Origin of the sequence: Actinomadura sp. 3N508 (assembly GCF_044326375.1) — a bacterium.
In the GTDB taxonomy this organism is placed as follows: Bacteria; Actinomycetota; Actinomycetes; order Streptosporangiales; family Streptosporangiaceae; genus Spirillospora.
This window is the reverse complement of record NZ_JBIRAX010000006.1, coordinates 135,008-158,374: the sequence shown is the minus strand read 5'-3', so window position 1 is coordinate 158,374 and position 23,367 is coordinate 135,008. Positions and strand designations below refer to the sequence as shown.

Annotated in this window: 21 protein-coding genes; 12 read left to right on the top strand and 9 right to left on the bottom strand. The window is 73.0% G+C overall.

Annotated elements, in window-relative coordinates:
* Positions 1 to 18: 18 nt before the first annotated feature.
* Positions 19 to 1,002, bottom strand: a complete 984-nt coding sequence (locus tag ACH34S_RS22485) for a glucosyl-3-phosphoglycerate synthase (RefSeq protein WP_395954706.1) — start codon at positions 1,000 to 1,002, stop codon at positions 19 to 21.
* 91 nt (positions 1,003 to 1,093) lie between these two features.
* Positions 1,094 to 2,530 (bottom strand): helix-turn-helix domain-containing protein, encoded by a 1,437-nt coding sequence (locus ACH34S_RS22480; RefSeq protein WP_395955079.1) that lies wholly within the window; start codon positions 2,528 to 2,530, stop codon positions 1,094 to 1,096.
* Between the two features lie 150 nt (positions 2,531 to 2,680).
* On the opposite strand from ACH34S_RS22480, the gene aceA reads away from it, so the two are divergent.
* The 5 genes from aceA to ACH34S_RS22455 all read left to right on the top strand — a co-directional run bounded on the left by aceA (position 2,681) and on the right by ACH34S_RS22455 (position 8,476).
* Positions 2,681 to 3,964 (top strand): isocitrate lyase, encoded by a 1,284-nt coding sequence (aceA, locus tag ACH34S_RS22475; RefSeq protein ID WP_395954705.1) that lies wholly within the window; start codon positions 2,681 to 2,683, stop codon positions 3,962 to 3,964.
* Between the two features lie 264 nt (positions 3,965 to 4,228).
* Positions 4,229 to 5,743, top strand: a complete 1,515-nt coding sequence (locus tag ACH34S_RS22470) for a M1 family metallopeptidase (protein WP_395954704.1) — start codon at positions 4,229 to 4,231, stop codon at positions 5,741 to 5,743.
* A 115-nt stretch (positions 5,744 to 5,858) separates the two neighbouring features.
* Positions 5,859 to 6,647 (top strand): ABC transporter permease, encoded by a 789-nt coding sequence (locus tag ACH34S_RS22465; RefSeq protein ID WP_395954703.1) that lies wholly within the window; start codon positions 5,859 to 5,861, stop codon positions 6,645 to 6,647.
* Between the two features lie 2 nt (positions 6,648 to 6,649).
* On the top strand, positions 6,650 to 7,483 hold the full coding sequence (locus ACH34S_RS22460) for an ABC transporter permease (RefSeq protein WP_395954701.1): 834 nt from the start codon (positions 6,650 to 6,652) through the stop codon (positions 7,481 to 7,483).
* Positions 7,484 to 7,495: 12 nt separating this feature from the next.
* Positions 7,496 to 8,476, top strand: coding sequence for an ATP-binding cassette domain-containing protein (locus tag ACH34S_RS22455; RefSeq protein WP_395955078.1), 981 nt, complete (start codon positions 7,496 to 7,498; stop codon positions 8,474 to 8,476).
* Between the two features lie 58 nt (positions 8,477 to 8,534).
* On the opposite strand, the gene ACH34S_RS22450 is transcribed toward ACH34S_RS22455, so the two are convergent.
* The gene (locus ACH34S_RS22450) at positions 8,535 to 8,987 is read right to left on the bottom strand and encodes a hypothetical protein (RefSeq protein WP_395954700.1); all 453 of its coding nucleotides are present in this window, start codon (positions 8,985 to 8,987) and stop codon (positions 8,535 to 8,537) included.
* 243 nt (positions 8,988 to 9,230) lie between these two features.
* Between ACH34S_RS22450 and ACH34S_RS22445 the strand changes: the two genes are divergently transcribed.
* The 3 genes from ACH34S_RS22445 to ACH34S_RS22435 all read left to right on the top strand — a co-directional run bounded on the left by ACH34S_RS22445 (position 9,231) and on the right by ACH34S_RS22435 (position 12,358).
* A complete protein-coding gene (locus ACH34S_RS22445; RefSeq protein ID WP_395954699.1) occupies positions 9,231 to 11,285 on the top strand; it encodes a DUF6077 domain-containing protein in 2,055 nt (684 codons plus the stop codon).
* Positions 11,286 to 11,372: 87 nt separating this feature from the next.
* Positions 11,373 to 11,963, top strand: coding sequence for a hypothetical protein (locus tag ACH34S_RS22440; RefSeq protein WP_395954698.1), 591 nt, complete (start codon positions 11,373 to 11,375; stop codon positions 11,961 to 11,963).
* A gap of 5 nt (positions 11,964 to 11,968) precedes the next feature.
* Entirely contained in the window at positions 11,969 to 12,358 is a 390-nt protein-coding gene (locus tag ACH34S_RS22435; RefSeq protein ID WP_395954697.1) for a hypothetical protein, read from the top strand.
* Between the two features lie 61 nt (positions 12,359 to 12,419).
* Here the strand turns inward: ACH34S_RS22435 and ACH34S_RS22430 are convergent, their stop codons facing one another.
* Entirely contained in the window at positions 12,420 to 13,856 is a 1,437-nt protein-coding gene (locus tag ACH34S_RS22430; RefSeq protein WP_395954696.1) for an alpha/beta fold hydrolase, read from the bottom strand.
* Positions 13,857 to 14,098: 242 nt separating this feature from the next.
* Here ACH34S_RS22430 and ACH34S_RS22425 point away from each other — a divergent pair, with 242 nt between their 5' ends.
* Together ACH34S_RS22425 and ACH34S_RS22420 are read left to right on the top strand one after the other, a co-directional pair.
* Positions 14,099 to 14,848, top strand: a complete 750-nt coding sequence (locus ACH34S_RS22425; RefSeq protein WP_395954695.1) for a hypothetical protein — start codon at positions 14,099 to 14,101, stop codon at positions 14,846 to 14,848.
* A gap of 47 nt (positions 14,849 to 14,895) precedes the next feature.
* Positions 14,896 to 15,747, top strand: coding sequence for a helix-turn-helix domain-containing protein (locus ACH34S_RS22420; protein ID WP_395954694.1), 852 nt, complete (start codon positions 14,896 to 14,898; stop codon positions 15,745 to 15,747).
* Positions 15,748 to 15,778: 31 nt separating this feature from the next.
* Here ACH34S_RS22420 and ACH34S_RS22415 read toward each other — a convergent pair whose 3' ends face one another.
* From ACH34S_RS22415 to ACH34S_RS22405, 3 genes are all read right to left on the bottom strand, one after another.
* A complete protein-coding gene (locus ACH34S_RS22415; RefSeq protein WP_395954693.1) occupies positions 15,779 to 16,108 on the bottom strand; it encodes a DMT family transporter in 330 nt (109 codons plus the stop codon).
* Positions 16,108 to 16,986 (bottom strand): LLM class flavin-dependent oxidoreductase, encoded by an 879-nt coding sequence (locus ACH34S_RS22410; RefSeq protein ID WP_395954692.1) that lies wholly within the window; start codon positions 16,984 to 16,986, stop codon positions 16,108 to 16,110. The genes ACH34S_RS22415 and ACH34S_RS22410 overlap by 1 nt, the downstream gene beginning before the upstream one ends.
* Positions 16,987 to 17,058: 72 nt before the next feature.
* Positions 17,059 to 18,219 (bottom strand): helix-turn-helix domain-containing protein, encoded by a 1,161-nt coding sequence (locus ACH34S_RS22405; protein ID WP_395954691.1) that lies wholly within the window; start codon positions 18,217 to 18,219, stop codon positions 17,059 to 17,061.
* Positions 18,220 to 18,348: 129 nt separating this feature from the next.
* Here ACH34S_RS22405 and ACH34S_RS22400 point away from each other — a divergent pair, with 129 nt between their 5' ends.
* Entirely contained in the window at positions 18,349 to 19,143 is a 795-nt protein-coding gene (locus ACH34S_RS22400; RefSeq protein ID WP_395954690.1) for a class II aldolase/adducin family protein, read from the top strand.
* 7 nt (positions 19,144 to 19,150) lie between these two features.
* On the opposite strand, the gene ACH34S_RS22395 is transcribed toward ACH34S_RS22400, so the two are convergent.
* Positions 19,151 to 20,563 carry an ATP-binding protein gene (locus ACH34S_RS22395; RefSeq protein WP_395954689.1) on the bottom strand — a complete coding sequence of 471 codons (1,413 nt, stop codon included), beginning with the start codon at positions 20,561 to 20,563 and terminating at the stop codon, positions 19,151 to 19,153.
* On the bottom strand, positions 20,560 to 22,206 hold the full coding sequence (locus tag ACH34S_RS22390; protein WP_395954687.1) for an FAD-dependent oxidoreductase: 1,647 nt from the start codon (positions 22,204 to 22,206) through the stop codon (positions 20,560 to 20,562). The genes ACH34S_RS22395 and ACH34S_RS22390 overlap by 4 nt, the downstream gene beginning before the upstream one ends.
* A gap of 98 nt (positions 22,207 to 22,304) precedes the next feature.
* Here ACH34S_RS22390 and ACH34S_RS22385 point away from each other — a divergent pair, with 98 nt between their 5' ends.
* Positions 22,305 to 23,360: a Gfo/Idh/MocA family oxidoreductase gene (locus ACH34S_RS22385; RefSeq protein ID WP_395954686.1), complete on the top strand. Its 1,056-nt coding sequence runs from the start codon at positions 22,305 to 22,307 to the stop codon at positions 23,358 to 23,360.
* Positions 23,361 to 23,367 lie beyond the last annotated feature (7 nt).

Genomic DNA, 23,367 nt, shown 5'->3' with positions numbered 1-23,367 from the left:
GTCGACGCCACAGCGGGGTCAGCCGCGGCCGGGTGAGATGGAGCGCGCGGCGGCGTAGCCGGGAATCTCGATCATCGGGGGGCGCTCCCCCACGGCCACGTCGGTGGTGCGGGCGTCGTGGCCGCCCGCGGCGCGGTGGAAGCGGGTCAGCGCGGTGGACGGCGCTTCGAGCGGCATCATCCGGCCGTGCCGTTCCAGCCGCGACCAGGCGGTCAGCATGATCTGGCCGGACATCGCCCCGAGCGCCTCGGTCGACTGGTGGGCGTGGACGCGGCGTCCGAGGTCGACCTGGGCGATGGCGTCGAGGCCCGCGGCCTGGTAGATGTCCAGGAGGAGGCCCAGCTCGACGCCGTAGCCGGTGACGAAGGGCAGGCGCTCCAGGAGCGTGCGGCGTCCGGCGTACTCGCCGCCCAGGGGCTGCATGACACCGGCGAGCTGCGGCCAGTGCAGGTTGATCAGGGGGCGCGCGACCAGTTCGGTGACGCGGCCGCCGCCGCCCTCCACGCGGCGTTCGCCGTCGACCAGGGGGCGGTCGTAGCAGCCCTTGACGAAGCCGACGGACGGGTCGGTGAGCAGCGGCCCCAGCAGGCCGGTGATGTAGGACGAGGTGAACTCCCGCAGGTCGGCGTCGACGAACACGATCAGGTCACCGGACGTCACCGCGAGGGACTTCCACAGCGCCTCGCCCTTGCCGGACATGCGGCCGTGCTCGGGCAGGACTGCGTCTTGGGCCACGACGTCCGCCCCTGCGGCGGCGGCCACGGCGGCGGTCCGGTCGGCGGAGCGGGAGTCGACCACGACGATCTCGTCCACCAGCGGGATCCGCTCGACCAGGTCGGCCCGGACGGCGGCGACGATGGCCCCGACCGTCGCCTCCTCGTCCCGCGCGGGCAGCACGACGCTGATCCGCGCGCCGCCCTTGGCGGCGAGCAGCAGCCGCGGCGGCCAGTCCTCCGCCGCGCTGGTGCGGCGGGACAACCACGAAGCGACCTCTGGCAGCACGCGCTCTCCCTCCCGTGCGGGCCGTCCGGAACCGGGCGTCCCCTCATCTTGAGGGAACGCCAGATCCTCCCAGAACATTCACCACCGACGATCACTCGGCGGCGTGGCGGTCCAGGAACTCGTAGACGTCGGCCTCGTCCACGCCCGGGAAGGCTCCCGGAGGCAGGACGGACAGGACGTGCGAGTGCGCGCGGGCCGACGGCCACGCCATGCCCTCCCACCGGTCCGACAGCGCCCGCGGGGGCCGCTGGCAGCAGTCGCCGTCCGGGCAGGACGACTTGCGCCGCCGGGTCGACTCCCGGCCGCGGAACCAGCGCGAGTCCTCGAACCGGACGCCCAGCGTGATCGCGAAGTCGCGCTCGTGGCTGGGGTCGATGTGCGAGAGGCACCAGTAGGTCCCGCTCGGGGTGTCGGTGTACTGGTAGTAGACGGAGAAGCGGTCGGCGGCGCCGAAGACGTGGCGTCCGGCCCATTCGCGGCACATCCGCTGGCCCTCGATCGCGCCGTCCTCGTCCTGGGGGAAGTTCAGGCCGTCGTTGGCGTACGCCTTGTAGATGGTGCCGTTCTCGTCGTTCTTGGTGAAGTGCAGCTGAAGGTCGAGATGGTGGGTCGCGACGTTGGTGAAGCGGTGCGCGGCCATCTCGTAGGAGACGGCGAAGACGTCGGCGAGGTCTTCCACCGACAGCTCCCGCGCGGCCTTGGCCTCCTGCAGGAACGGGACGGCGCTGCGCTCGGGGATCAGGATCGCGGCGCCGAAGTAGTTGGCCTCGACGCGCTGGCGCAGGAAGTCGGCGAAGTCGCGGGGCTGGTCGTGGTCGAGCGCGATGTGCCCGAGGGTCTGCAGCAGGATCGTCCGCGGGGTGTGCATGCCGAGCTGCTCGCGCTCCAGGTAGATCCGCCGGTTGCGCAGGTCGGTGACGGACCGGACGGAGCGCGGCAGGTCCTGGACGTACTGCAGGCTGAACCCGAAGTGCCCGACCAGCGTCATCAGCAGCCCTTGCGACACCGCGCCGCGCCGGTAGCCGACGGCGTCGAGGGTCTGGGAGGCGATCCGCTCGATCTCGGGGAAGTGGTTGCCGCGCTCGTGCATCTGGCGGCGCAGCTCGGCGTTGGCCTTGCGGGCCTCCTCCGGGCTCGCGGTCGGCTTCGTCCGGCTGCGTTTGAGCTCCCCGTACAGGGCGAGAATGTGCTCGATGACCTCGTTGGGCATGCGCTTTCCGACCCTGAGGTGGGAGAGGCCGAGCGTCCGGTAGAGCGGGTCGCGCTGCGCCTCCTCCAGCTCGATCTCCAGCTGCGCGCGGCGGCTGGGCGGCTGGCGGCGCAGCAGCTCCTCGACCGGGCATTCCAGCGCGGTGGCGAGGGCCTGCAGCAGCGTCAGCTTCGGCTCGCGCCGGCCGTTCTCCAGTAGGGACAGCTGGGACGGGGCGCGCCCGACGCGCTCGCCCAGCTCCGCCAGCGTCATCCCGCGGCCGCGCCGGAGATGGCGGAGCCGCTGCCCGAAGGTGACGAGGTCTACGTCGCTCGTCAAGTTGAGGGGTTCTTCTGGCCGCAAGGTCGTCACGGCTTCATGGTAGCGGAAATTTCGCACTTCTTTCACTACTCGCGGGTTCATTAGGGGGTTGTGATCGGGGCATAGTCGTCCACAAGCACCCAGGGGACGACACGGAAGGGCAACACCATGACTGACAGTCGCCTCAAGGGCGCAGCCGAGGAGCTGCGGCGGCAGTGGGAGACCGACCCGCGCTGGTCGGGCGTCGAGCGGACCTATACGGCCGAGGACGTCGTGCGCATTCGCGGTTCGGTCCAGGAGGAGCACACGCTCGCGCGGCTGGGCGCCGAGCGGCTCTGGACGCTGCTGCACGAAGAGGACTACGTCAACGCTCTCGGCGCGCTGACCGGACTCCAGGCCGTCCAGCAGGTCAAGGCGGGCCTCAAGGCCATCTACCTGTCGGGCTGGCAGGTGGCGGCGGACGCCAACCTCGCGGGCCAGACCTACCCCGACCAGAGCATCTACCCGGCGAACTCGGTCCCGGCCGTGGTCCGCCGCATCAACAACGCGCTGCTGCGCGCCGACCAGGTCCAGTGGGCGGAGGGAGAGGGCGACACCCACTTCCTCGCGCCGATCGTCGCCGACGCCGAGGCCGGGTTCGGCGGCGTGCTCAACGCCTTCGAGCTCATGAAGGGCATGATCGCGGCCGGTGCGGCGGGCGTGCACTGGGAGGACCAGCTGGCCTCCGAGAAGAAGTGCGGCCACCTCGGCGGCAAGGTCCTCATCCCGACCGGGCAGCACGTCAAGACCCTCAACACCGCCCGGCTCGCCGCCGACGTCTGCGGCGTGCCGTCAGTGATCATCGCGCGGACCGATGCCGAGGCCGCGACCCTGATCACCGCGGACGTCGACGAGCGCGACCGCGAGTTCATCACCGGCGAGCGCACCGCCGAGGGCTTCTACCGGGTGCGCAACGGCATCGAGCCGTGCATCGCCCGCGCCAAGGCGTACGCGCCGCACTCCGACCTGATCTGGATGGAGACCGGCACCCCGGACCTGGAGCTGGCCCGCCGGTTCGCCGAGGCCGTCAAGGCCGAGTACCCGGACCAGATGCTGGCCTACAACTGCTCGCCGTCCTTCAACTGGAAGGCGCACCTGGACGACGCGACCATCGCGAAGTTCCAGCGCGAGCTCGGCCACATGGGCTACACGTTCCAGTTCATCACCCTGGCCGGGTTCCACGCGCTCAACTACGGCATGTTCGACCTGGCCCACGGCTACGCCCGCGACGGCATGACGGCCTACGTCAACCTGCAGGAGCGCGAGTTCGCGGCGGCGGAGAAGGGCTTCACCGCGGTCAAGCACCAGCGCGAGGCCGGGACGGGCTACTTCGACCTCGTCAGCACCGCGATCAACCCGGAGTCGTCCACCACGGCGCTGAAGGGCTCCACCGAAGAGGGTCAGTTCCACTAACGGCCGCGCCCGCCCGTCCTTCACCGGACGGCCGGCGCCCGCCCTCCGGGCTGATCCCCCCGAGCCGAAGGCCCCCGCGTCCCTACACCCGCGGGGGCCTTCTGGCGTCCCCGGGACCCGCATCTGCCAGGGCGTGCCCGGCCCGGCGATCTTCCGATCCCGGCAGGACACGGGTTAGGCCACATCCGGCAATGGATCTCGACATCGACCGAAAACCGGTGGAGTGTGAGCGCGCTATTGATCACTCGAGGGAGAGGATCCCTGATGGCGCGTTACAGACGGTTCATTCCGTCCCGGGAGAACCCCGGGCGAATGCTGCCGATCGCCGTCGCCGCCGTGAGCGTCGTCGCGCTCGCGCCCGCCGCGTCCGCGGCCGACGGCGGGCACCACCACGGGCGCTACACCCCCGGCGCCTCGGGTGTCGGCGACCCCTACTTCCCGCTTGAGGGCAACGGCGGCTATGACGCCCTGCACTACTCGCTGGACCTGAGCTACGACCCCGACTACGACCAGCTGGACGGGACGGTGACCCTCACCGCCCGGGCCACGCAGAACCTGTCGGCGTTCAACCTGGACCTGTCCGGCATGGACGTCGGGGAGGTCACCGTCGACCGGCGCCGGGCGGACTACAAGCGCCGCGGCCAGGAGTTGACGATCACTCCGCGCAAGGGGTTGCGGAAGGGCTCGGTGTTCAAGGTCGCCGTCAAGTACGGCGGCGTGCCGCAGACGATCGTCGGGTCGCCGATCGTGTTCGGTTCCCCGTACGGGTTCCTGCACACCCCGGACGGCGCGTTCGTCGGCGGCGAGCCCAACGGGCCGAGCACCTGGTTCCCGGTCAACGACCATCCGATCGACAAGGCGACCTACGACTACACCCTCACGGTGCCGCAGGGCCTGAAGGCCGTCGCGAACGGGCGGCTCGTCTCGCACCGCGGCTCGGTCGCCTCGTTCAGCCGCCGCAAGGCGCAGACCCGCGCCGAGGTCTTCAAGTGGCGCGAGGACAGCCCGATGGCGAGCTACCTCACCACGATCGACATCGGCAAGTGGGAGGTCAAGGAGGGCCGCACGCCCGGCGGGGTGCCGAACTACACCTACGTCGACCCGGTGCTGCTGGCGAACCAGCCGGACGCGGTGGACTTCTTCTACAACACCACCAGCGAGGTCACCGACGGGCTCGCGAAGATCTACGGCCGCTACCCGTTCAGCGCCACCGGCGCCATCGCCGACGACGCCCGCTTCAACGGGCAGCCGCTCGGGTTCTCGCTGGAGACCCAGAGCAAGCCGGTGTACTCGGCCGTCCGCAGCACGGGCACGATCGTCCACGAGCTGGCGCACCAGTGGTTCGGCGACTCGGTGTCGCCGAAGCAGTGGGACGACATCTGGCTGAACGAGAGCTTCGCGACGTGGGTCACGTGGCACTGGAACGAGACGCACGGCGGCACCTCCGCCGCCGCGCAGGCCCGCGCGACGTACGCGGCGCGGCCGTTCCCCGACCGTGAGGGCCGCCCGTTCTGGTCGGTCGTGCTCGGCGACCCGAAGCGCGACACGATGTTCAACGACCGCGTCTACAACGGCGGCGCGATCATGATCCAGGTGCTCCGCGAGAAGATCGGCGACGACGACTTCTTCGAGCTGCTGCGGACCTGGATCGCCCGGCACGCCTACCGCAACGCGGAGACCGCCCAGTTCACCGCACTCGCGGAGCAGATCTCCGGCCAGGACCTCGACGCTTTCTTCAAGGACTGGCTCTTCTCCCCCATCAAGCCAGAGATCCCGTAACTCCGGCGCACATGCGGACGGGCCCCGGCGGACGCCCCGGGGCCCGTTCCCGTTTCGCGCATTCTGTGCCAAATTACGTGGTGGGGGCGGGCCCGCCTGTTTAGGCTCTCGGCAAGTGGGTGTTCTTCCTTGGGTGTGGTGGTACGGCGTCCGCCGTCACACGGCTTATCCGCTCGGTTCCGCCACCGAGGCCGTGACCAACACCGTCTTCGGGTTCATGCGCGCGTACGTCCTTATCGCGCTGTGGCAGGCGCGTCCCTCCCTCGGTGGTTACGACGAGATCGACGCCGTCACGTTCTGCTTCATCACGCAGGCGCTGATCGGCCCCGTCCAGATCTTCGGCGGGATGGACCTGACCGAGCGGATCCGCAACGGCGACGTGGCGATCGACCTGCACCGACCGGCGGGGCTGCAGGGCTGGTGGCTGGCCGACGACCTCGGCCGCGCGGCGGGCTCGCTGCTGCTGCGCGCCGGGCCGCCGCTGCTGGCCGGGGCGCTGGTGTTCCCGTTCCGGCCGCCTGCACCGGCGCACCTCGCCGCGTTCGCGGCGGCGCTGGTCCTCGCGGTGACGGTGAGCTTCGGGCTGCGTTACCTGGTGGCGATGGGGATGTTCTGGCTGCACGACGACCGCGGCCTGAGCGCCGTCACGCTCGTGATGTCGCTGTTCTTCTCCGGGATGATCCTGCCGCTGGTCGTGTTCCCGGGCGCGCTCGGCGACGTCGCGCGGGCGCTGCCGTGGGCGGCCATGATCCAGGTGCCGGCGGACGTGTTCCTCGGCCGTTACGACGGCGCCGGGCTGCTCGGCGCGCTGGCGTTCCAGGCGGCGTGGGCGGCCGTCCTGCTCGGCGCGGGCGCGCTGGTCACGCGGGCGGCCCGGCGGAAGCTGGTGGTGCATGGTGGCTGACGGTGATCGGGCCGACGGGGGCCGGGGCGGTCGTGGTTGACGCGGGGCGGATGTACGGGCTGCTGGTGTGGACGTGGATCCGGGCGGCGGCGCAGTACCCGGTGTCGATGGTGCTGCTGGCCCTCGCGACGGCCGTCGTCACCGGCCTGGACGCCGCCGCGATCGTGCTGCTGTTCTCGCAGGCGCCGCGCATCGCCGGGTTCGGCGCGCCGGAGGTCCTGTTCCTGTACGGGACGTCGGCGCTGTCGTTCGGGATCTCCGACATCCTGCTCGGCAGCACCGAGCGGCTCGGGTACCACGTGCGGCGGGGGACGCTCGACGCGATGCTGGTGCGGCCGGTGAGCCCGCTCGTCCAGATCGCCACGGAGGACTTCTCGCCGCGCCGGTTCGGCAAGCTCGTCCCGGCGGTGGGGGTGCTCACGTTCGCGCTGGTCCAGGTGGACGTGGCGTGGACGCCGGGCCGCGCCGCGATGGTCCCGCTCATGGTGCTGTCCGGGGCGGCGATCTTCGGGGCGCTGTGGGTGCTGACGGCGGCGGTGCAGTTCGTGATCGTGGACGTCCACGGCGCGTCCAAGTCGCTCACCTACGGGGGCGGTTTCCTCACCCAGTACCCGATGACGATGTTCGCGCGCGACTTCGTCCGCGGCGTCACGTTCGTCGTGCCGCTGGCGTTCGTCAACTGGCAGCCCGCGCTGTACGTCCTGGACCGGTCCGACCCGCTCGGGCTGCCGGGCGCGGCGCGGTTCGCCTCGCCGCTGGTCGCCGCCGCGCTGTGCGGGGCGGCCGGGCTCGCGTGGCGGGCGGGGCTGCGGCACTACCGATCGACAGGGAGCTGATGCCGGGTGACGATGATCGAGGCCGAGAACGTGGTCAAGTCGTTCACCGTCCGGACCAGGTCGGGCGGCCTGCGCCGGACGCGGACGCCGCTGCGCGCGGTCGACGGGGTGTCCTTCACCGTCCGGCCGGGCGAGTTCGTCGGGTACCTCGGGCCGAACGGCGCCGGGAAGTCCACGACGATCAAGATGCTGACCGGGATCCTCACCGCGTCGTCCGGGCGGCTGCGGGTGTGCGGGCTCGACCCGTCGCGGCGGCGCACCTCGCTCGCCCGCCGGATCGGGGTGGTGTTCGGGCAGCGCACGACACTGTGGTGGGACCTGCCGCTGCGCGACTCCCTCGCGCTCGTCCGGCGGCTGTACCGGGTCGAGACGGCCGCGCACCGGGAGCGGCTCGCGGAGCTGACCGCGTTGCTGGAGCTGGAGCCGTTCCTCGACACGCCGGTCCGGCAGCTGAGCCTCGGGCAGCGGATGCGCGGAGATCTGGCCGCCGCGCTGCTGCACGACCCGGAGCTGCTCGTCCTGGACGAGCCGACGATCGGCCTGGACGTGGTCAGCAAGGCGACCGTCCGTGACTTCCTGGAACGTATCAACGCCGAGCGCGGCACGACGATCCTGCTCACCACGCACGATCTCGGCGACATCGAGCGGCTCTGCCGCCGCGTCCTGATCATCGACCAGGGGCGGCTCGCCTACGACGGCGGCCTGGACGCGCTGCGCCGCACCGTGGACGCCGACCGGCTGCTGGTCGTCGAGCTGGACCGGCCGGTCCCGCCGATCGCGCTGGACGGCATCGAGGCGGAGCGGGTGGAGGGGCCGCGGCAGTGGCTGCGGCTGCCGCGCTCGGCGAACGCGGCGGCGGTGGTGGCGGAGCTGGCGCGCAGCCATGACGTCCGGGACATCTCGCTGCGGGAGGCCGGGATCGAGGACGTGCTCGCGAGCCTCTACCGGGGTGACCACGCCTACCGCCGCTCGGGCCGCCCCGTGATGCCGTGACGCCGGGCCGGGGGCGCCGTGTGTGCCGGGGGGCGCCGTGGGAGCCGTCGTGGCGCGGTCAGAAGTCCAGGTCGGCGGGGTCGTCGTCGCGGCCGGATCCCCAGCGGCGCGGCGCCCACGCGGGCATCAGCAGGGCGAGGCCCATCATCCCGTACACGCCGGAGCCGAGGAGCATGCGCAGGCCGAAGTCCATGTCACCGGCGGGCGGCACCTTGCCGGGCAGGTCGAGGACGCCGTCCGGGTCGGCGAGGAACCAGACCGAGAAGCCGAGCAGCGCCAGCGCGGGGACGAGCGAGACCAGCGGCGACGCCCACCGCGCGACGATGATCACGCCCATCACCAGGCCCACCGCGGCCAGCAGGGCGAACGCGCCGTAGATGCGGGTGCGGTCGGTGATCTCCTGGCCCATGCCGTCGAAGGACTGGCCGGCCTGCACGTATCCCCAGGCCGCGCCGTACACCAGCCCTGGTGTCAGCACGACGCCGAGGAAGAAGCCGATCGCGTGGCGCACCGCGCATCACATCCATTCGTTCCGGTCCATTCGTTCCGGTTTGGCCCCAATCACAACACGCGGATCGGGCATGGCGCAGTAAATCCGGCCGACGAGGACGACTCGCCGGCGAACCGCGGGTGCGGGTCAACTCCCGGCCAGGATCCGGCGTCGAATACATAACAAGATCATGAGAGGGCACCGTGCCTGCGACCGTTCCCGGCCGGCCCCCAGCCGGGAGACGCACCGGTGAGGAGCACGCGCATGCGCACAGGGGGAACGCAGGTGATCCAGGAGCTGGACCGCGCCGCCGTCACGAGCGAACGGGCCGCGCCGGCGCGCGCGACCCTGCTGATCGACGGGCTCACCGACGGCGTCGTGCTGCTCTTCGCGGCGTGGACCGTCGTCTACCATCTCGGGCTGCTGTTCCGCCCGCCCACGCCGGTGCTGCTGGCGGTGTGGCTCGCGGGCGCGGTCGCGATCGGCGTGCTGTTCGCGGCGCGGCGAGAGTGGTGGGCAATGCGGCCGTGGCGGGAGCCCGTGGTGCTGCCGGTCGCCCGTCCGAGATCGGCGCCGGGGTGGCTGGTCGCCGTCGCGGTGGTCGCGGGGGTGGTGGCGGGGACGTCCGCGGGCCTGCACCCGTCCGGCGTCCCGTGGTGGTGCGCGTGGGTCGCGGGGATCGTGAGCGTCACGGCCTCGGCCGCCTGCCTGTTGCTGCGCCGGACGGCGCCGGACGACGGCGAGGCGGAGGGCACCGTCCCCGACGTCCGCGACACCCGGTGGGGGACGCCGCTCGCGCTCCTCACCGGCGCCGGGTTCGCGCTCGCGTCGCTGTTCATCGTGAACTCCGACGGCGACGACGCCTACTTCGTCTCGCGCTCCGTGGCGACCGCGACGACCGGCGAGATCCCGCTCAAGGACGTCATCTTCACCCCCGGCACCGCCGACGAGATCTCGGGCGAGCCGCCGGTGGCGTCGATCGAGGTCCTCGCCGGTGCGCTGGCGCGGCTGCTCGACGTCCCCGCGGCCTCGTTCGTCTGGTTCCTGCTGCTGCCCGCGGTGACCTTCGTCGCCGTCTGGGCGCTGTGGCGGCTGGTCAGGGCGTGGGCGCCGCGCAACGCCGCGCTGTGCTTCGCGGTCGGCGCGGTGTACCTGCTGTGGAGCGGGATGGGCGGGGCGTCGCTCGGATCGTTCCACCTGCTGCGGATGTGGCAGGGCAAGGCGATGCTGGTGTCCGCGCTGGTGCCGCTGCTGTTCGTCTACCTGACGCGGTGGGCGGAGCGGCGCACCCGCGGCGACCTCGCGCTCCTCGCGGCCGCCGGGGTCGCGGCGGTGGGGCTGACCTCGTCCGCCGTGTTCGTGGTGCCGCTCGCCGCGGGTGCCGCCGCCGTCGCGCTGATCGCCGCCGGGCGCGTCCCGGCCGGTATCGCCGCGTGCGCGGCGATGGTGTACCCGGTGGGGACGGCCCTGGCGGTGAAGCTGCTCTACGGCGAAACGAGCGTGGTCGGCAGGGTGCACGACGCTCCCGGCAGCTACCGGTGGGTGCTGCTGCACGCGGCGCTCGGCGTGATCGGCGGGTGCGCGGTGTGGCTGTCGCCGTGGACGGCGCGGCGCGGCGTCCCCGCGCTGATCGCGACCGGCGTCGCGGCGGTGCTGACGGTGCTGATCGTCCCCGGGGTCCTGGAGGCGGCGGCGGACGTGTCGGGCGCCGGCCAGGTGCTGTGGCGGACGATGTGGATCGTTCCCGCGCCCGCGCTGATCGGGCTGCTGGCCGCCGTCCGGATCCCCGCCGGGCCGTGGTCCGGGCCCGCGCGCGCCGCCGTGACCGGGGCCCCGGCCGCCGTGCTCGCGGTGGCGCTGGTCGCGGGCGGGACCCCGGTGTGGTCGGAGTCGAACGGGTCCGCCGTGGCGTCCCGCCCGGCGTGGAAGGTCCCGGCGTCCGCCGTCGGCACGGCCCGGGACGTGGTCGCGCTCGCGGGACGGGACGGCCTGGTGCTGATGCCGTCCGGCGTCATGCGGGTCGTGCCGCTGCTGACCGTCCAGACGCACGCCGTGAACCCGAACAGCCATTACCTGAAGCTGCTGCCGGTGCCGCCGGAGTTCATCCGGGACCGCAGGGTGCTGTCGGCGGCCGTCCGCGGGCCGCGCAGCGCCAAGCCGGAGGCGGCGGAGGTCGCGGCGGCGCTGGCGCGCACGAAGGTGGACGTGGCCTGCGCGAGCCGCCGCGACGGGCGCGGCCTGGCGCTGCTGCGGAACGCCGGGTACGGGGGCGACCGCCGCGTCGGCCACCTGATCTGCGTGTTCCCGCCGGCCGGCTGACCCCGTCGTGTCTGATTCGTTGCGATTCGTTTTGAACGCCGGTTTCCGGGCATCCGCGTTCCCAATCGATCCGACGCAGGAGGAACCATGTCGACCGCGATATGGGTCGTCATCGCCATCATCGTCGTAGCCGGCCTCGCCGCGGCCTTCTACCTGGCCTGGACCGGCACCCGGACGCGGCGGCTCCGGGAGCGCTTCGGCCCCGAGTACGACCGGGCCGTGGAGCGCCAGGGCGGCCGCGCCGCCGCCGAGCGGGAGCTGCGCTCCCGCGAGGAGCGCCACGAGGAACTCGACCTGCACGACCTCGACCCGGAGCGGCGCGAGCGGTACCGCGAGCAGTGGGCGGGCGTCCAGGAGCGCTTCGTGGACGCCCCCGAGGCGGCGGTCGAGCAGGCCGACGGGCTCGTCACCGTGGTGATGGGCGAGCGCGGCTACCCGACGCACGGCTTCGAGGACAAGGTCGCCCACCTGTCGGTGGAGCACGGCCGCACGATGGACCACTACCGCCGCGCCCACGCCATCAGCGACCGGGCCGCGGCCAGGCAGGCGTCCACCGAGGACCTGCGGCAGGCCATGGTGCACTACCGCGCGCTGTTCGACGAGCTGCTCGCCGCGCCCACGGGCGCGGCCGCGGGCGGGCCGGCGGGCGGCACCGGAGACCGGGCCCCGAGGAGCTGACACCGATGGAGCACAGGCGACCCGGCATGGCCGGTGACACGCACGTCGCCGGCCCCGCGCCGAAGCCTCCCGCCATCGACGTGCCGGGCCCGGCCGACGCGCCCGCCCCTGCCCCGGCGGAGGCGCCGGGGCGGCTGCTCGACGCGGCCGAGGCCGACCGGTTGCGGGAGCGCTGGCACGAGGTGCAGGCCGGGTTCGTCGACGACCCGGGCGAGGCCGTCCGCCGCGCGGACGGCCTCGCCTCGGACGCCGTCGACGCGCTCGGGCACGCGATCGCCGCGCACCGGCGGAGCCTCGCCGAGGCCGCCGCGACGGACGGGCAGCCCGACACCGAGCGGCTCCGCCTGGCGCTGCGCGGCTACCGCGACCTGCTGAACCGGGTCATCGACGCCTGACCGGCGCCGACGACCCGGAGGCCCGGAGCCCGGAGCCCGGAGCCTGGAGCCCGGACGAGCGTCAGCCGTCCAGCAGGAACCGGGTGACCGCCTCGCGGCCCGCCGTCCCGAGCTCGCGGTTCTGGATGGAGTGCGCGGCGCCCTTCACCACGACGAGCTTGCCGCGCGGCGCGTAGCCGAGCGCCTCCCGCGCCCATTCGACCGGCGTGGACAGGTCACGGTCACCGTTCACCAGCAGCACCGGGACGGGCAGCTTGGCGCGCGGCGGCTCGGCGCTGTGCCGGGACCAGGGCCAGGTGAGGCATTCCTGGACGAACCCGTTGCCCACCGCCGTGTCGGCGGTGAACGGCCAGGTGGCCCGGGCCGGAAGGTTGCGGCGCGTCCGCTCCAGCGCGGCCTTGCGGACGGACGGCCGCGTTTGCGACGTCCCCCACGGGAAGTACCCGTCGCCGCAGATCGTGGCGATGTGCAGGCCCGAGCTGTACTGCGCGACGGGATCGCCGCCGCCCGCCAGGAACTGGAGCAGCCGGTCGAGCCGCGCCGGGTTCCCGTTCCGGGCCTCGTGGATCGCCGAGACGGCGTCGCCCGCGCCGCCGGGCAGCGAGTCCGGGTTGCGGAACGTCGGGTCGACGAACTCGTAGGTGACCAGCATGTCCCAGATCAGCACGGAGTCCGTGCGGTGCCGGACGACCCAGGCCAGCTCCTCGGCCGGGTCGAAGCCGCACGCGGGGGCGGTCTGGCAGGCCTCGCGCAGGACCCGTCCGGTGGCGCGCAGGCTCGTCAGGTAGAGCATGTGGTCGCGCCGCGGGTCGCGGTGCGGCACGACCGAGTCCAGGACGAGCCTGCGCACGTGCTGCGGGTAGCGCGCGGTGTAGGAGGCGCCGGTGATGGTGCCGTAGGAGACGCCGTCGACCGTCATCGTCCGGACGCCGAGCGCCTGCCGCAGCCGGTCGAGGTCGCCGACGGTCTGCTCGGTGGTGTAGTAGTGCCGCCGGTCCCCGAGGACGCCGGCGCATTCTGCGACCGCCTCGGGCGTGGGCGGCTCGATGTCGCTGCTGCCGACCTGCGCCTGCAGCGCCGGGCAGTTGATGGCGCCGAACTCGCCGGTGCCGCGCTGGTCGACCATGACGATCCGGTAGTTCTTCGCCACGTCCGGCATGCGCTGGGCGATGCGGCTGATGTACGGGGCGCCGGGCTGCCCAGGACCGCCGGTCAGGAACAGCAGCACGCCCTTCGGCGCGTCCGCGTTGTCGGCCGTGGCCACCTGCAGGCGGAGCGTCTCCGGCCCGCGCGGGTGGCGGTGGTCGAGTGGCACGGTCAGGAAGGAACAGGTGTATCCGGCCTGGCCGGGGCAAGGACGGGGGTCGGTCAGGACCGGTCCAGAGGGACCGGACGAGGACGGCCCGCCTGCGGGCCCGGGTGACGCGGAGGCCGTCGCCGCGCCCGGCGCGACGAGCGCGAGGACGAGGGCGAACGCCGCGATGGAACGTGATCGCATGTGACGATCATGACCCGGTGATCCACTCCGCGGTGAGATCTCGCCGGATCCGGTCACGGCGTGCCGAGTGGTCCCCCCGATCGCCCCTCTACCAACCCCCCACAACGGACTTTATGGACACAAAGTCACGAGTTCGAGTCCGGAAAGTGATAGCGGCACTACTGGTGGTCGGCTCCCGTAATGGGACAATTTTTGGAGCGGAGGGGGCCGTGAACGCCCGCCGCCGACCGTGGAGGAGCCGGATGCAGACCTGGGACGTCATGCGCCAGGACGACCTCGGCAACACTTTCCATGTGACCTCGCACGACTCGCGGATTTCGGCTCTCGCCCAGGTCATGGTGCTGGAAAGCGGCGTCAAGCACAGGCAGACCTACTGGGTGGAGGGCCCGCCGGGGCCCGCCGTCCGCACGAACCGCGACCTGTACCTGGTGTTCCTGCATCTCGGCCAGGAGGCCAGGGCGGCGTCCTGGTCGCTGTCGGCGTTCCTGCGCTCGCTGTGGAAGGTGAGCGCACCGCTCGGTGACCAGGCCCAGCTGGAGCCGGACGACGTCGCGGCGATGTTCGCGGCGGCGTCCACCACGCCGCCCGCCGACTTCGACCCGGCCTGGAGCGGCAAGGACCTCTCGCTGCCCGGCGGCGAACCGGTGGGGTACGCCGACTGGGAGCGCGTCCTGCTGTCCCAGATCGCCGACCTGGAAGAATTCCTGGCCGCTCCCCCGGGCCCGCAGGCCAGGTTCGGCGTGGACGCGCCGCGCCCGCCCGGCTCCGGCGCCCGCGCCACCCCCGCCCGCTGGTACAACTTCGACCCGGCGACGTACCTGGAGTGCGCCGTCGCGGGGAGCCTCGGCGGGTGGGACGCCGCGGACGGCGCCCGCGTCCCGCTGCCCGCCGGGCCCGGCGAGCCGCCCGCCCGCTCCTACGTCCGCACGATCACCACCATGACCTGGGACGACCTGTCGCGCATCGCGGTGTGCGGCCAGGTGTACGAGTAGCATCGGCGCGCCCGTTTTCGTCCCGGCCGCGTGGTAGGACTGGGGACATGAGCGACAGGCCGGTCGAGTTCTCCGACCGCGGCGGCTGGTGGCTGGCGCAGCGGAGCCCGCACCCCGCGCTGCGCCCCTTCCTGCGCTCCTACGACGGCTACTGGGAGACCGAGTCCGTCCCGACCCGGATGCGCACCCTGCCCACCCGCACCACCGTCGTGATCATCAATCTGGGGTCGCCGCTCCTGCTGACCGTCCCCGACGCCGGCGAGCCCGACCGCGAGTACGGGTCGTTCGTCGCCGGGATGCACGACGGGCACGGCATGTACCTCAGCCCGGGCGGGCAGCGCGGCGTCCAGCTCGACGTGACCCCGCTCGGCGCCTACACGCTGCTCGGCGTCCCGATGGCGCACCTCACCAACGCCGCCGTCGAGCTGTCCGACCTGTTCGGGCGGAGCGCGCACACGCTCGTGGAACGGCTCGCCGCCGCCCCGTCCTGGAGCGAGCGGTTCGACGTCCTGGACGCGTTCCTGCTGCGCCGCCTGGACGCCGGTCCCGTGCCCGACCCGGAGGTCGCCAGGGCGTGGCGGCTGCTGAACGGCGACCCCGCCGTGACGGTCGCCGGCATCGCCGCCGACGTCGGCTGGAGCCGCAAGCACCTGACCCACCGGTTCCGGGAGCAGGCCGGGCTGCCGCCCAAGGTGATGGCCCGCGTGATCCGCTTCCAGCGCGCCATCGCGCTGCTGACCGGCGGCGCCGGGCTCGCCGACGCCGCGGCCGCCTGCGGCTACTACGACCAGGCGCACCTGAGCCGCGAGTTCCGCGCCCTGTCCGGCTGCACGCCGCGCGAGCTGATCGGCGGGCAGCTGGAGCAGCAGCGCGTCACCACCCTCGCCGAACCCGCCTGAGCTGAATGCGGGCCTGCCAGGGAGATGCGCCTCAGCCCTGGTGGACGCCGCCGCCGAGGTTCAGCACGATCACGCCCACCACGATGATCACCGCGCCGGCGATGGTGAGCGGCTTGACCTGCTCGTCGAACAGCAGGACACCGCCGATGAACGCGCCGATCGTGCCGAGCGCGGACCAGATCGCGTAGACGGGCCCGACGTTCAGGGAGGTCAGCGCCTTCGACAGCAGGAAGAACGAGATCAGGTATCCGACGACCACGATCACCGCCGGCCCGGGTTTGGTGAACCCGTCGGACGCGCGCATCGCCAGCGTGGCGGTGACCTCGAAGGCGATCGCGAGCGCGAGCAGCACGAACGGCATCAGCGGCCCTCTCCGGGCGCACCGTACTTCGCCGCGATGGCCTCGAAGACCTTCATGTCGGCGTCGAACGGCGAGCCGGGGCGCGGCCAGTGCAGCACGATCTCGGTGATGCCGAGTTCGGTGTAGCGGCCCGCGAGGTCGTCGAACGAGCCGGCCGACTCCAGCCACGGCTCGCCGCTGAAGCCCGTCAGCAGGATCCTGTCCTCGATCTCGCGGCCCTCCGCCTCGCACGCGGCGTCCAGGGCGTCCAGCCGGGAGCGGACGGTCTCCTGCGCGGTCCCGCCCTCGGGACGGCCGCTGGTCACCCACCCGGTGCCGTGCCGGGCGGCGAGCCGCATGCCGCGCGGACCGTTCCCGGCGATGACGAACGGCACCCGGGGACGCTGCACGCAGCCCGGCTCCAGGACGACCTCCTGCGCCGTGTAGTACTCCCCCTCGTACGTCGTCTCGGGTTCCCGCAGCAGCCGGTCGAGCAGCGCGACCCACTCGGCGAAGCGGGAGGCGCGCTCGCCGGGCGTCCAGTCGCCGCCGCCGAGGACGCCCGCGTCGGAGGCGCGGCGGGTGCCGCCCGACCCGATGCCGATCGCCAGCCGCCCGCCGCTGATGTGGTCGATCGTCTTGATCGCGTGCGCGGTGGGGACGGGATGCCGGAAGTTCGGGGACGTGACCAGCGTGCCGAGCCCGACCCGCGAGGTGACGGCGGCGGCCGCGGCGAGCGTCGTGTAGGCGTCGTACCAGGGCGTCGTGCCGCGCCAGGCGATGTGGTCGTAAACCCAGGCGTGCCGGAACCCCAGGTCTTCGGCGCGCCGCCACAGCTCCCCCGCGTCCGGCCAGGTCTGCATGGGCCACATCACGGTGCCGATCCTCGGTGGCGTCACCGATCCCCCTCAGCTCTCGTCCCGGACGTCCCCGGACGGAACGCCCCTCCCGGACGTCCATCCAAACAGGAATCAGGACGGCGCGCGGGCGAGCCAGCGGTGCAGGGCCCACCACCAGTGCGCGGCGCGGGACACGGCCGTCCCGCCCGCCGGGTCGAGCAGCGGGCGCCCGGTCAGCTCCTGCAGCCGCCGGACCCGGTACTTGACCGTGTTGCCGTGGACGTGCAGCGCCGCGGCGGCCGGCTCGATCCGGCCGCCGTGGTCGAGGTAGGCGAGGCCCGTCTCGGCCAGCTCGCGGTGGAAGGGCTCGTCCGGGTCGAGGCCCGCCAGCAGCGCGCCCGCGAGGACGTCGCCGAGTTCCGGCTCCGCCTCGGTGACGGTGAGCAGTGCCAGGTCGGCGAGCTCGCGCATGCCGGCGAGCGCGGCGTCCGCGCCCGCGCGCAGGGCCCGCCGTCCCAGCTCGTACATCGGCGCGACCTCGGGGGGATGCGCGGGCGGCGACGCGACCAGCAGGGGGCCGGACGTGGCGCGCGGCTCCGGGAGGTGGGCGATCAGCGCGGCGAGCCGCCCGTCGACCAGCCCGCACAGCCCCGGCCCCGCGGCGGTCAGCTCCGCCTCCAGCCGCGCCGCGACCGCCGGGTCGCTGACGTCGGAGACCACGCAGTGATAGGCGCAGGACGGGTCGAGCGGCGCGAGCACCGGGACGGCCTCACCGTGCAGGAGCTGCCGCAGCATCTGCACGTGCCCCTCCCGGACGGTGCGGGCCATCTCCAGCTCGGCGACCCGGTGCGCGTGGACCATCCGGCGGACGAGCGCGGTGCTGATCTCGTCGATGCGGGTGACGCCGTCGAGGAGCGCGGCGTCCGGGACGCCCCGGCGGCGGCCGTCGGCGACGAGCGTCCGGACGAGATGGGCGCGGCCCGCCTGGAAGCCGTCCAGGAACTCCTCGACCGGCACGCCTTGGCGCGCCCGGTCCGAGCCGAGCCGCTCCGCCGCGGCGAGGACGTCCCCGGCGGGACCGCCGCTCGCCGGCGCGTCCGGCCCGCCGCCCTCCAGCGCGGCGAGCACGCCCCGCACGAGCGCGCGGGTGTGCCGCCGGGTCTCCTCCTCGGGCAGCGCCGCCACCAGCGCGGACCGGCCGCGCGCGGCGCGGACGGCCGCCTCCAGCAGCACCGGGTCGTCGGCGTGCTCGGCCAGCAACCGCAGGAACCGGTCGCCGTCGCTGGGCTCCATGCCCCCATTCTGCGCCCCGGTTGTCGGCTGCGGACAACGAGGCCCGGACGGCTTGGATCGTTCCGGTCTAGCCGGACCGCCCGGCGATGGTGTTCGGTGGACGCAGACGACGAGTCGAGGAGTGCGCCGATGTCCGACGAGGACGAGTTCCTGGAGAAGCTGCCGACCGACCTGATCTTCAAGCTGCCGCCGAACTTCGACGACGTCGAGGACGAGCGCCGGCACCGCAAGGAGCGCCTCACCGCCGCGCTGCGCATCTTCGGCAAGTTCGGCTTCGAGGAGGGCGTGGCCGGGCACATCACGGCCCGCGACCCGGAGCGCACCGACCATTTCTGGGTCAACCCGTTTGGGATGTCGTTCAAGCACATCAAGGTCAGCGACCTGATCCTGGTGAACCACGAGGGCAAGGTCGTCCAGGGCCGCTACCCCGTCAACGAGGCCGCGTTCGCGATCCACTCGCAGATCCACCAGGCGAGGCCGGGCGTCGTCGCCGCCGCGCACAGCCACTCCACCTACGGGCGGGCGCTTTCGGCGCTGGGCCAGAAGCTGGAGCCGATCACGCAGGACGTGTGCGCGTTCTACCAGGACCACGGCCTGTTCGACGACTACACCGGCGTCGTCACCGACCTGGAGGAGGGCAAGCGGATCGCCGCCGCGCTCGGCGGCACCAAGGCCGTCATCCTCCGCAACCACGGCCTGCTGACGGTCGGCGACACCGTGGACGCCGCCGCCTGGTGGTTCATCACGATGGAGCGCTCGTGCCAGGTGCAGCTCCTCGCCAAGGCCGCCGGGCAGGTCGTCCCGATCGAGCACGACAACGCCGTCCTCACCCACCAGCAGATCGGCAACGACCTGGTCGGCTGGATCAACTACCAGCCGCTCTACGACCAGATCACCCGCGAGCAGCCCGACCTGTTCGAATAGCCCGCGATCAGCCGGCGCCGCCCGGTTCGGTGAGCGGCAGCAGCACCTGGAAGCGGGTGTCGCCGGGCAGCGACTCGACCCGGATGTCGCCGCCGTGCCGGTCGGCGACGATGCGCCAGGAGATGTCCAGCCCGAGGCCGGTGCCCTGCCCCACCGGCTTCGTGGTGAAGAACGGCGTGAAGATCCGGCCGAGGTTCTCCTCGGGGATGCCGGTCCCGGTGTCGGCGATCTCCACGAGCGCGTGGTCGTTCTCTCGCGCCGTGCGGATCGTGAGGGTGCCGGAGCCGTCCATCGCGTACAGGGCGTTCACGATCAGGTTCGTCCAGACCTGGTTCAGCTCCGCCGCGTAGACGGGGACGAGCGGCAGCCCCGGGTCGTAGTCGGTCTTCACCACCACGTCCTGGCCGATCTTGCGCTTGAGCATGGTGAGCGTGCTGTCGAGCAGCTCGCGCAGGTCGGCGCGCTGGTGGGCGGCGCGGTCGAGCTGGGAGTACTGGCGCGCCGAGTCCAGCAGCGCGGTGATGCGGCCCATCGCCTCGGAGATCTCCGCCTGGAGCTGCGCGACCTCCATCACGTCGGCGAGCCAGCGCAGCGCGCCCGGCAGGTGCTCGCCCGCCGCCGTCGCGACCTCCTCGGCCTGCTCGATGCCGATCCCGGCGGCGACCAGCCCGGGCGCGAGGTCCCAGCCGCCGTCGACGCCGTGCTCCTCCATCCAGTCGCCGAGCTCGTCCTCGGCGTCGCTGACCTCCAGCGGGCTGCGCCTGGCCGCCTGCGGCCGGAGCTCGGGACGCAGCGCGACCAGCGCGCTCAGATGCGTGCAGTCGACGCCCTGGGCCGCGAGGTCGGCGAGGCTCCGCTGCGCCCCGATCAGCCGCTCGCCCAGCTCGGTGCTGGCCCGCGCCGCCGCGGCGGCGGGGTTGTTCAGCTCGTGGGTGAGCCCGGCGGTGATCGTGCCGAGCGCGGTGAGACGCTCCCGCTGGTCGACGACCCGCCGGTTGTTGGTCATCCCGAAGAAGATGCCCTCCAGCAGGTGGGCGGCCATCGGGAACCACTTGAGGACGGACTTGCCGAACTTGCGGGCGGGCAGCACGAACATCCGGCAGTCCCGGACGGCCCGGAGCGTGTGCTGGTAGATCTGCTCGATCTTGTCGCCCAGATACGCCTGGACGGCGCCGCCATAGGTGCCGGGACGCTCCGTCCGGGTCACCTCCACGATGTGGCCCCGCACGTTCGTGGAGAGCGCCATCTCACCGTCCAGCAGCACGTACAGGAACTCGGCGGAGCCGCCCTGCTCGCAGATCACCCCGCCCGCCGGGACGGTCTCGACCGTCCCGTGCTCCGACAGCCAGGCCAGCTTCTCGTCGTCGAGGTCCTCGAAGAGGAACAGCTCCCGCAGTTCTTCGGGCGTTGCCGTGCTCATGCCTGCTCCAGATAGCGGTGGACTAGCGCGACGGCCATGGCGCCGTCGCCGACCGCGGACGCGACCCGCTTCATCGACTCCGAGCGGACGTCGCCCGCCGCGAACACGCCGGGGACGCTGGTCTCCAGGTGGTAGGGCTGCCGGGCGAGCGGCCATCCGGCGGGGCGGCGTCCCCCGGCGACGAGATCGGGGCCGGTCAGCACGTAGCCGCGCGGGTCGCGCTCGACGAAGCCGTCCAGCCAGCCCGTGCCCGGCTCGGCGCCGATGAACACGAACAGCCAGTGCGCGTCGATCGTCTTCTTGCCGCCCTCCCACGCGAACGTGAGGCGCTCCAGCCGGTCGGCGCCCTCCGCCGCGCAGACGGTCTTGCCGGTGTGGACCTCGATGTTCGGCGTCTCGGCGATCTGCTCGATCAGGTAGTGCGACATCGACCGCTCCAGGCCGTCCGCCCGGACGATGATGTGCACCTTCTTGGCGTATTTCGCGAGGTGGACGGCGGCCTGCCCGGCGGAGTTCGCGCCGCCGACGATGGCGACCTCCTCGTCCTTGCAGGACGGCGCCTCGGTGAGCGCGGCGCCGTAGAAGACGCCGCGGCCGACGAAGTCCTCCACGCCCTCGGCGTTGAGGCGCCGGTAGGACACGCCGGTCGCGAGGATGACGGCGTGCGCGGCGATCTCCGTGCCGTCCGCAAGCCGGGCGACGCGGGCCGTGCCGCGCGCCTCCAGCGCGATGACCTCGCCCGCCTGGAGCAGCTCGGCGCCGAACCGGTCGGCCTGACGGCGGGCCCGCTCGGCGAGCTGCGCGCCGGTGACCCCGTCGGGGAAGCCGAGGTAGTTCTCGATGCGGGAGCTCTGCCCGGCCTGGCCGCCGAGCGCGCGCCGCTCCACGACCACCGTGTTCAGGCCCTCCGAGGCGCCGTACACGGCCGCGCCGAGCCCGGACGGCCCGCCGCCGATGACGATCAGGTCGTAGAACCCGGTGGACGGGGTGGTCGACAGGCCGATCGCGGCGGCCAGCTCGGCGTCGGACGGGGCGCACAGCGTCGTCCCGTCGGCGGTCACGATCAGCGGCAGCTCCGGGGCGCCCGCGGCGGCGACGAGCTGCGCGCCCTCCGGGTCGCCGTCCATGAGCCAGTGGTAGGGCACCTGGTGCCGGGCGAGGAAGTCGCGGACCTCGTAGCAGCGGGCCGACCAGCGGTGCCCGACGACGCGCAGCTCCCGCGGCGGGGGCCGGTCGGTCCGCGACCACGCGTCGAGCTGCGTGTCGATCACCGGGTAGAACTTCTCGTCCGGCGGGTCCCAGGGCTTGAGCAGGTAGTGGTCGATGTCGACGACGTTGATCGCGCGGATCGCGGCGTCGGTGTCGGCGTAGGCGGTGAGCAGGACGCGCCGCGCGTACGGGTACAGGTCCATGGCGCGTTCGAGGAACTCCACGCCGTTCATCTCGGGCATCCGGTAGTCGGCGAGCATGACGGCGGTGTCCTCGCCGCGCAGCCGCAGCTCGCTCAGCGCGTCCAGCGCCTGCCGGCCGGACTCGGCGCGCACGATCCGGTACGACTCGGCGTACCTGCGGCGCAGGTCCCGGGCCACGGCCCGGGACACGCCCGGGTCGTCGTCGACCGTCAGAAGCACTGGCTTGGGCAAACGGGCCCCCTCGTTCCTGTACATCCCTGGACGAAAGCCTACGTCGCCGCCCGACCCCGGGGCCCGGGCGGCGCCGCGCCATCGGTCATGATCGTCGCATGGACCTGCGTGTTGCGCTGATCGGATACGGCACCGGCGGCTCGGTGTTCCACGCGCCGCTGATCTCGTCCGTCCCCGGAATGCGGCTCGCCGCGGTCGTCACCGGGAACCCGGAGCGGCAGGCGGCGGTGCGGGAGCGGTATCCGGAGGCGGAGGTCGTGGACGGCGCCGACCGGCTCTGGGGCGCGTCCGGCGAGTACGACCTGGTGGTGATCACCGCGCCGAACCGGCAGCACGTCGCGCTGGCCCGGACGGCGCTGACCTCGGGCCTGCCCGCCGTGGTGGACAAGCCGGTCGCGGCCTCCGCCGCGGACGCCCGGTCGCTGGCCGCGCTGAGCGCGGTCCGGGGGCTGCCGGTGTTCCCGTTCCACAACCGGCGCTGGGACGGCGACTTCCGGACGGCGTCCCGGCTGATCGGCGCGGACGCCCTCGGCGACGTCCGGCGGTTCGAGTCGCGGTTCGAGCGGTGGCGGCCCGAGGTGAGGAAGAGCTGGAAGGAGAGCACCGACCCGCGCGACGCGGGCGGCATCCTGTTCGACCTCGGCACGCACCTGATCGACCAGGCGGTCGCGCTCTTCGGCCGTCCCGCGACGGTCTACGCGGAGATCGACACGCGGCGGCCGGGGGCGGTGGCGCCCGACGACGTGTTCGTGGCCCTGTCGCACCCCGGCGGCGTGCGCTCCCATCTGTGGGCGAGCGCGACGGCCGCGCAGCTCGGGCCGCGGTTCCGGGTGCTGGGGAGCCGCGCGTCCTACGTCGTGCCGGGAATGGACGTGCAGGAGGGGCAGCTCCGCGCGGGCCTCACCCCGAAGGACCCGGGCTACGGGATCGCCTCACCGGAGTCCTACGGCCTGGTCGGGGCGCCCGGCGACGAGCGGCTCGAACCCACCGCGACCGGCGCCTACCAGGAGTTCTACGCCTCCGTGGCCCGCGCGCTCGCCGGCGAGGGGCCCGCTCCGGTGACGCTCACCGACGCGATCACGGGCCTGGAGGTCGTCGAGGCCGCCGCCCGCTCCGCCGCCGAACGCGCCGTCATCGACCTCGACGAGGGTTAGCGCGTTC

Bases quoted from the DNA above. Each gene is read 5' to 3' on its own strand.
- ACH34S_RS22385 (WP_395954686.1), top strand. From the start codon at position 22,305: ATGGACCTGCGTGTTGCGCTGATCGGATACGGCACCGGCGGCTCGGTG.
- ACH34S_RS22420 (WP_395954694.1), top strand. From the start codon at position 14,896: ATGAGCGACAGGCCGGTCGAGTTCTCCGACCGCGGCGGCTGGTGGCTG.
- ACH34S_RS22395 (WP_395954689.1), bottom strand. From the start codon at position 20,563: ATGAGCACGGCAACGCCCGAAGAACTGCGGGAGCTGTTCCTCTTCGAG.
- ACH34S_RS22415 (WP_395954693.1), bottom strand. From the start codon at position 16,108: ATGCCGTTCGTGCTGCTCGCGCTCGCGATCGCCTTCGAGGTCACCGCC.
- ACH34S_RS22400 (WP_395954690.1), top strand. From the start codon at position 18,349: ATGTCCGACGAGGACGAGTTCCTGGAGAAGCTGCCGACCGACCTGATC.
- ACH34S_RS22430 (WP_395954696.1), bottom strand. From the start codon at position 13,856: ATGCGATCACGTTCCATCGCGGCGTTCGCCCTCGTCCTCGCGCTCGTC.
- ACH34S_RS22425 (WP_395954695.1), top strand. From the start codon at position 14,099: ATGCAGACCTGGGACGTCATGCGCCAGGACGACCTCGGCAACACTTTC.
- ACH34S_RS22405 (WP_395954691.1), bottom strand. From the start codon at position 18,219: ATGGAGCCCAGCGACGGCGACCGGTTCCTGCGGTTGCTGGCCGAGCAC.
- ACH34S_RS22470 (WP_395954704.1), top strand. From the start codon at position 4,229: ATGGCGCGTTACAGACGGTTCATTCCGTCCCGGGAGAACCCCGGGCGA.
- ACH34S_RS22445 (WP_395954699.1), top strand. From the start codon at position 9,231: ATGCGCACAGGGGGAACGCAGGTGATCCAGGAGCTGGACCGCGCCGCC.
- ACH34S_RS22455 (WP_395955078.1), top strand. From the start codon at position 7,496: ATGATCGAGGCCGAGAACGTGGTCAAGTCGTTCACCGTCCGGACCAGG.
- aceA (WP_395954705.1), top strand. From the start codon at position 2,681: ATGACTGACAGTCGCCTCAAGGGCGCAGCCGAGGAGCTGCGGCGGCAG.
- ACH34S_RS22435 (WP_395954697.1), top strand. From the start codon at position 11,969: ATGGAGCACAGGCGACCCGGCATGGCCGGTGACACGCACGTCGCCGGC.
- ACH34S_RS22440 (WP_395954698.1), top strand. From the start codon at position 11,373: ATGTCGACCGCGATATGGGTCGTCATCGCCATCATCGTCGTAGCCGGC.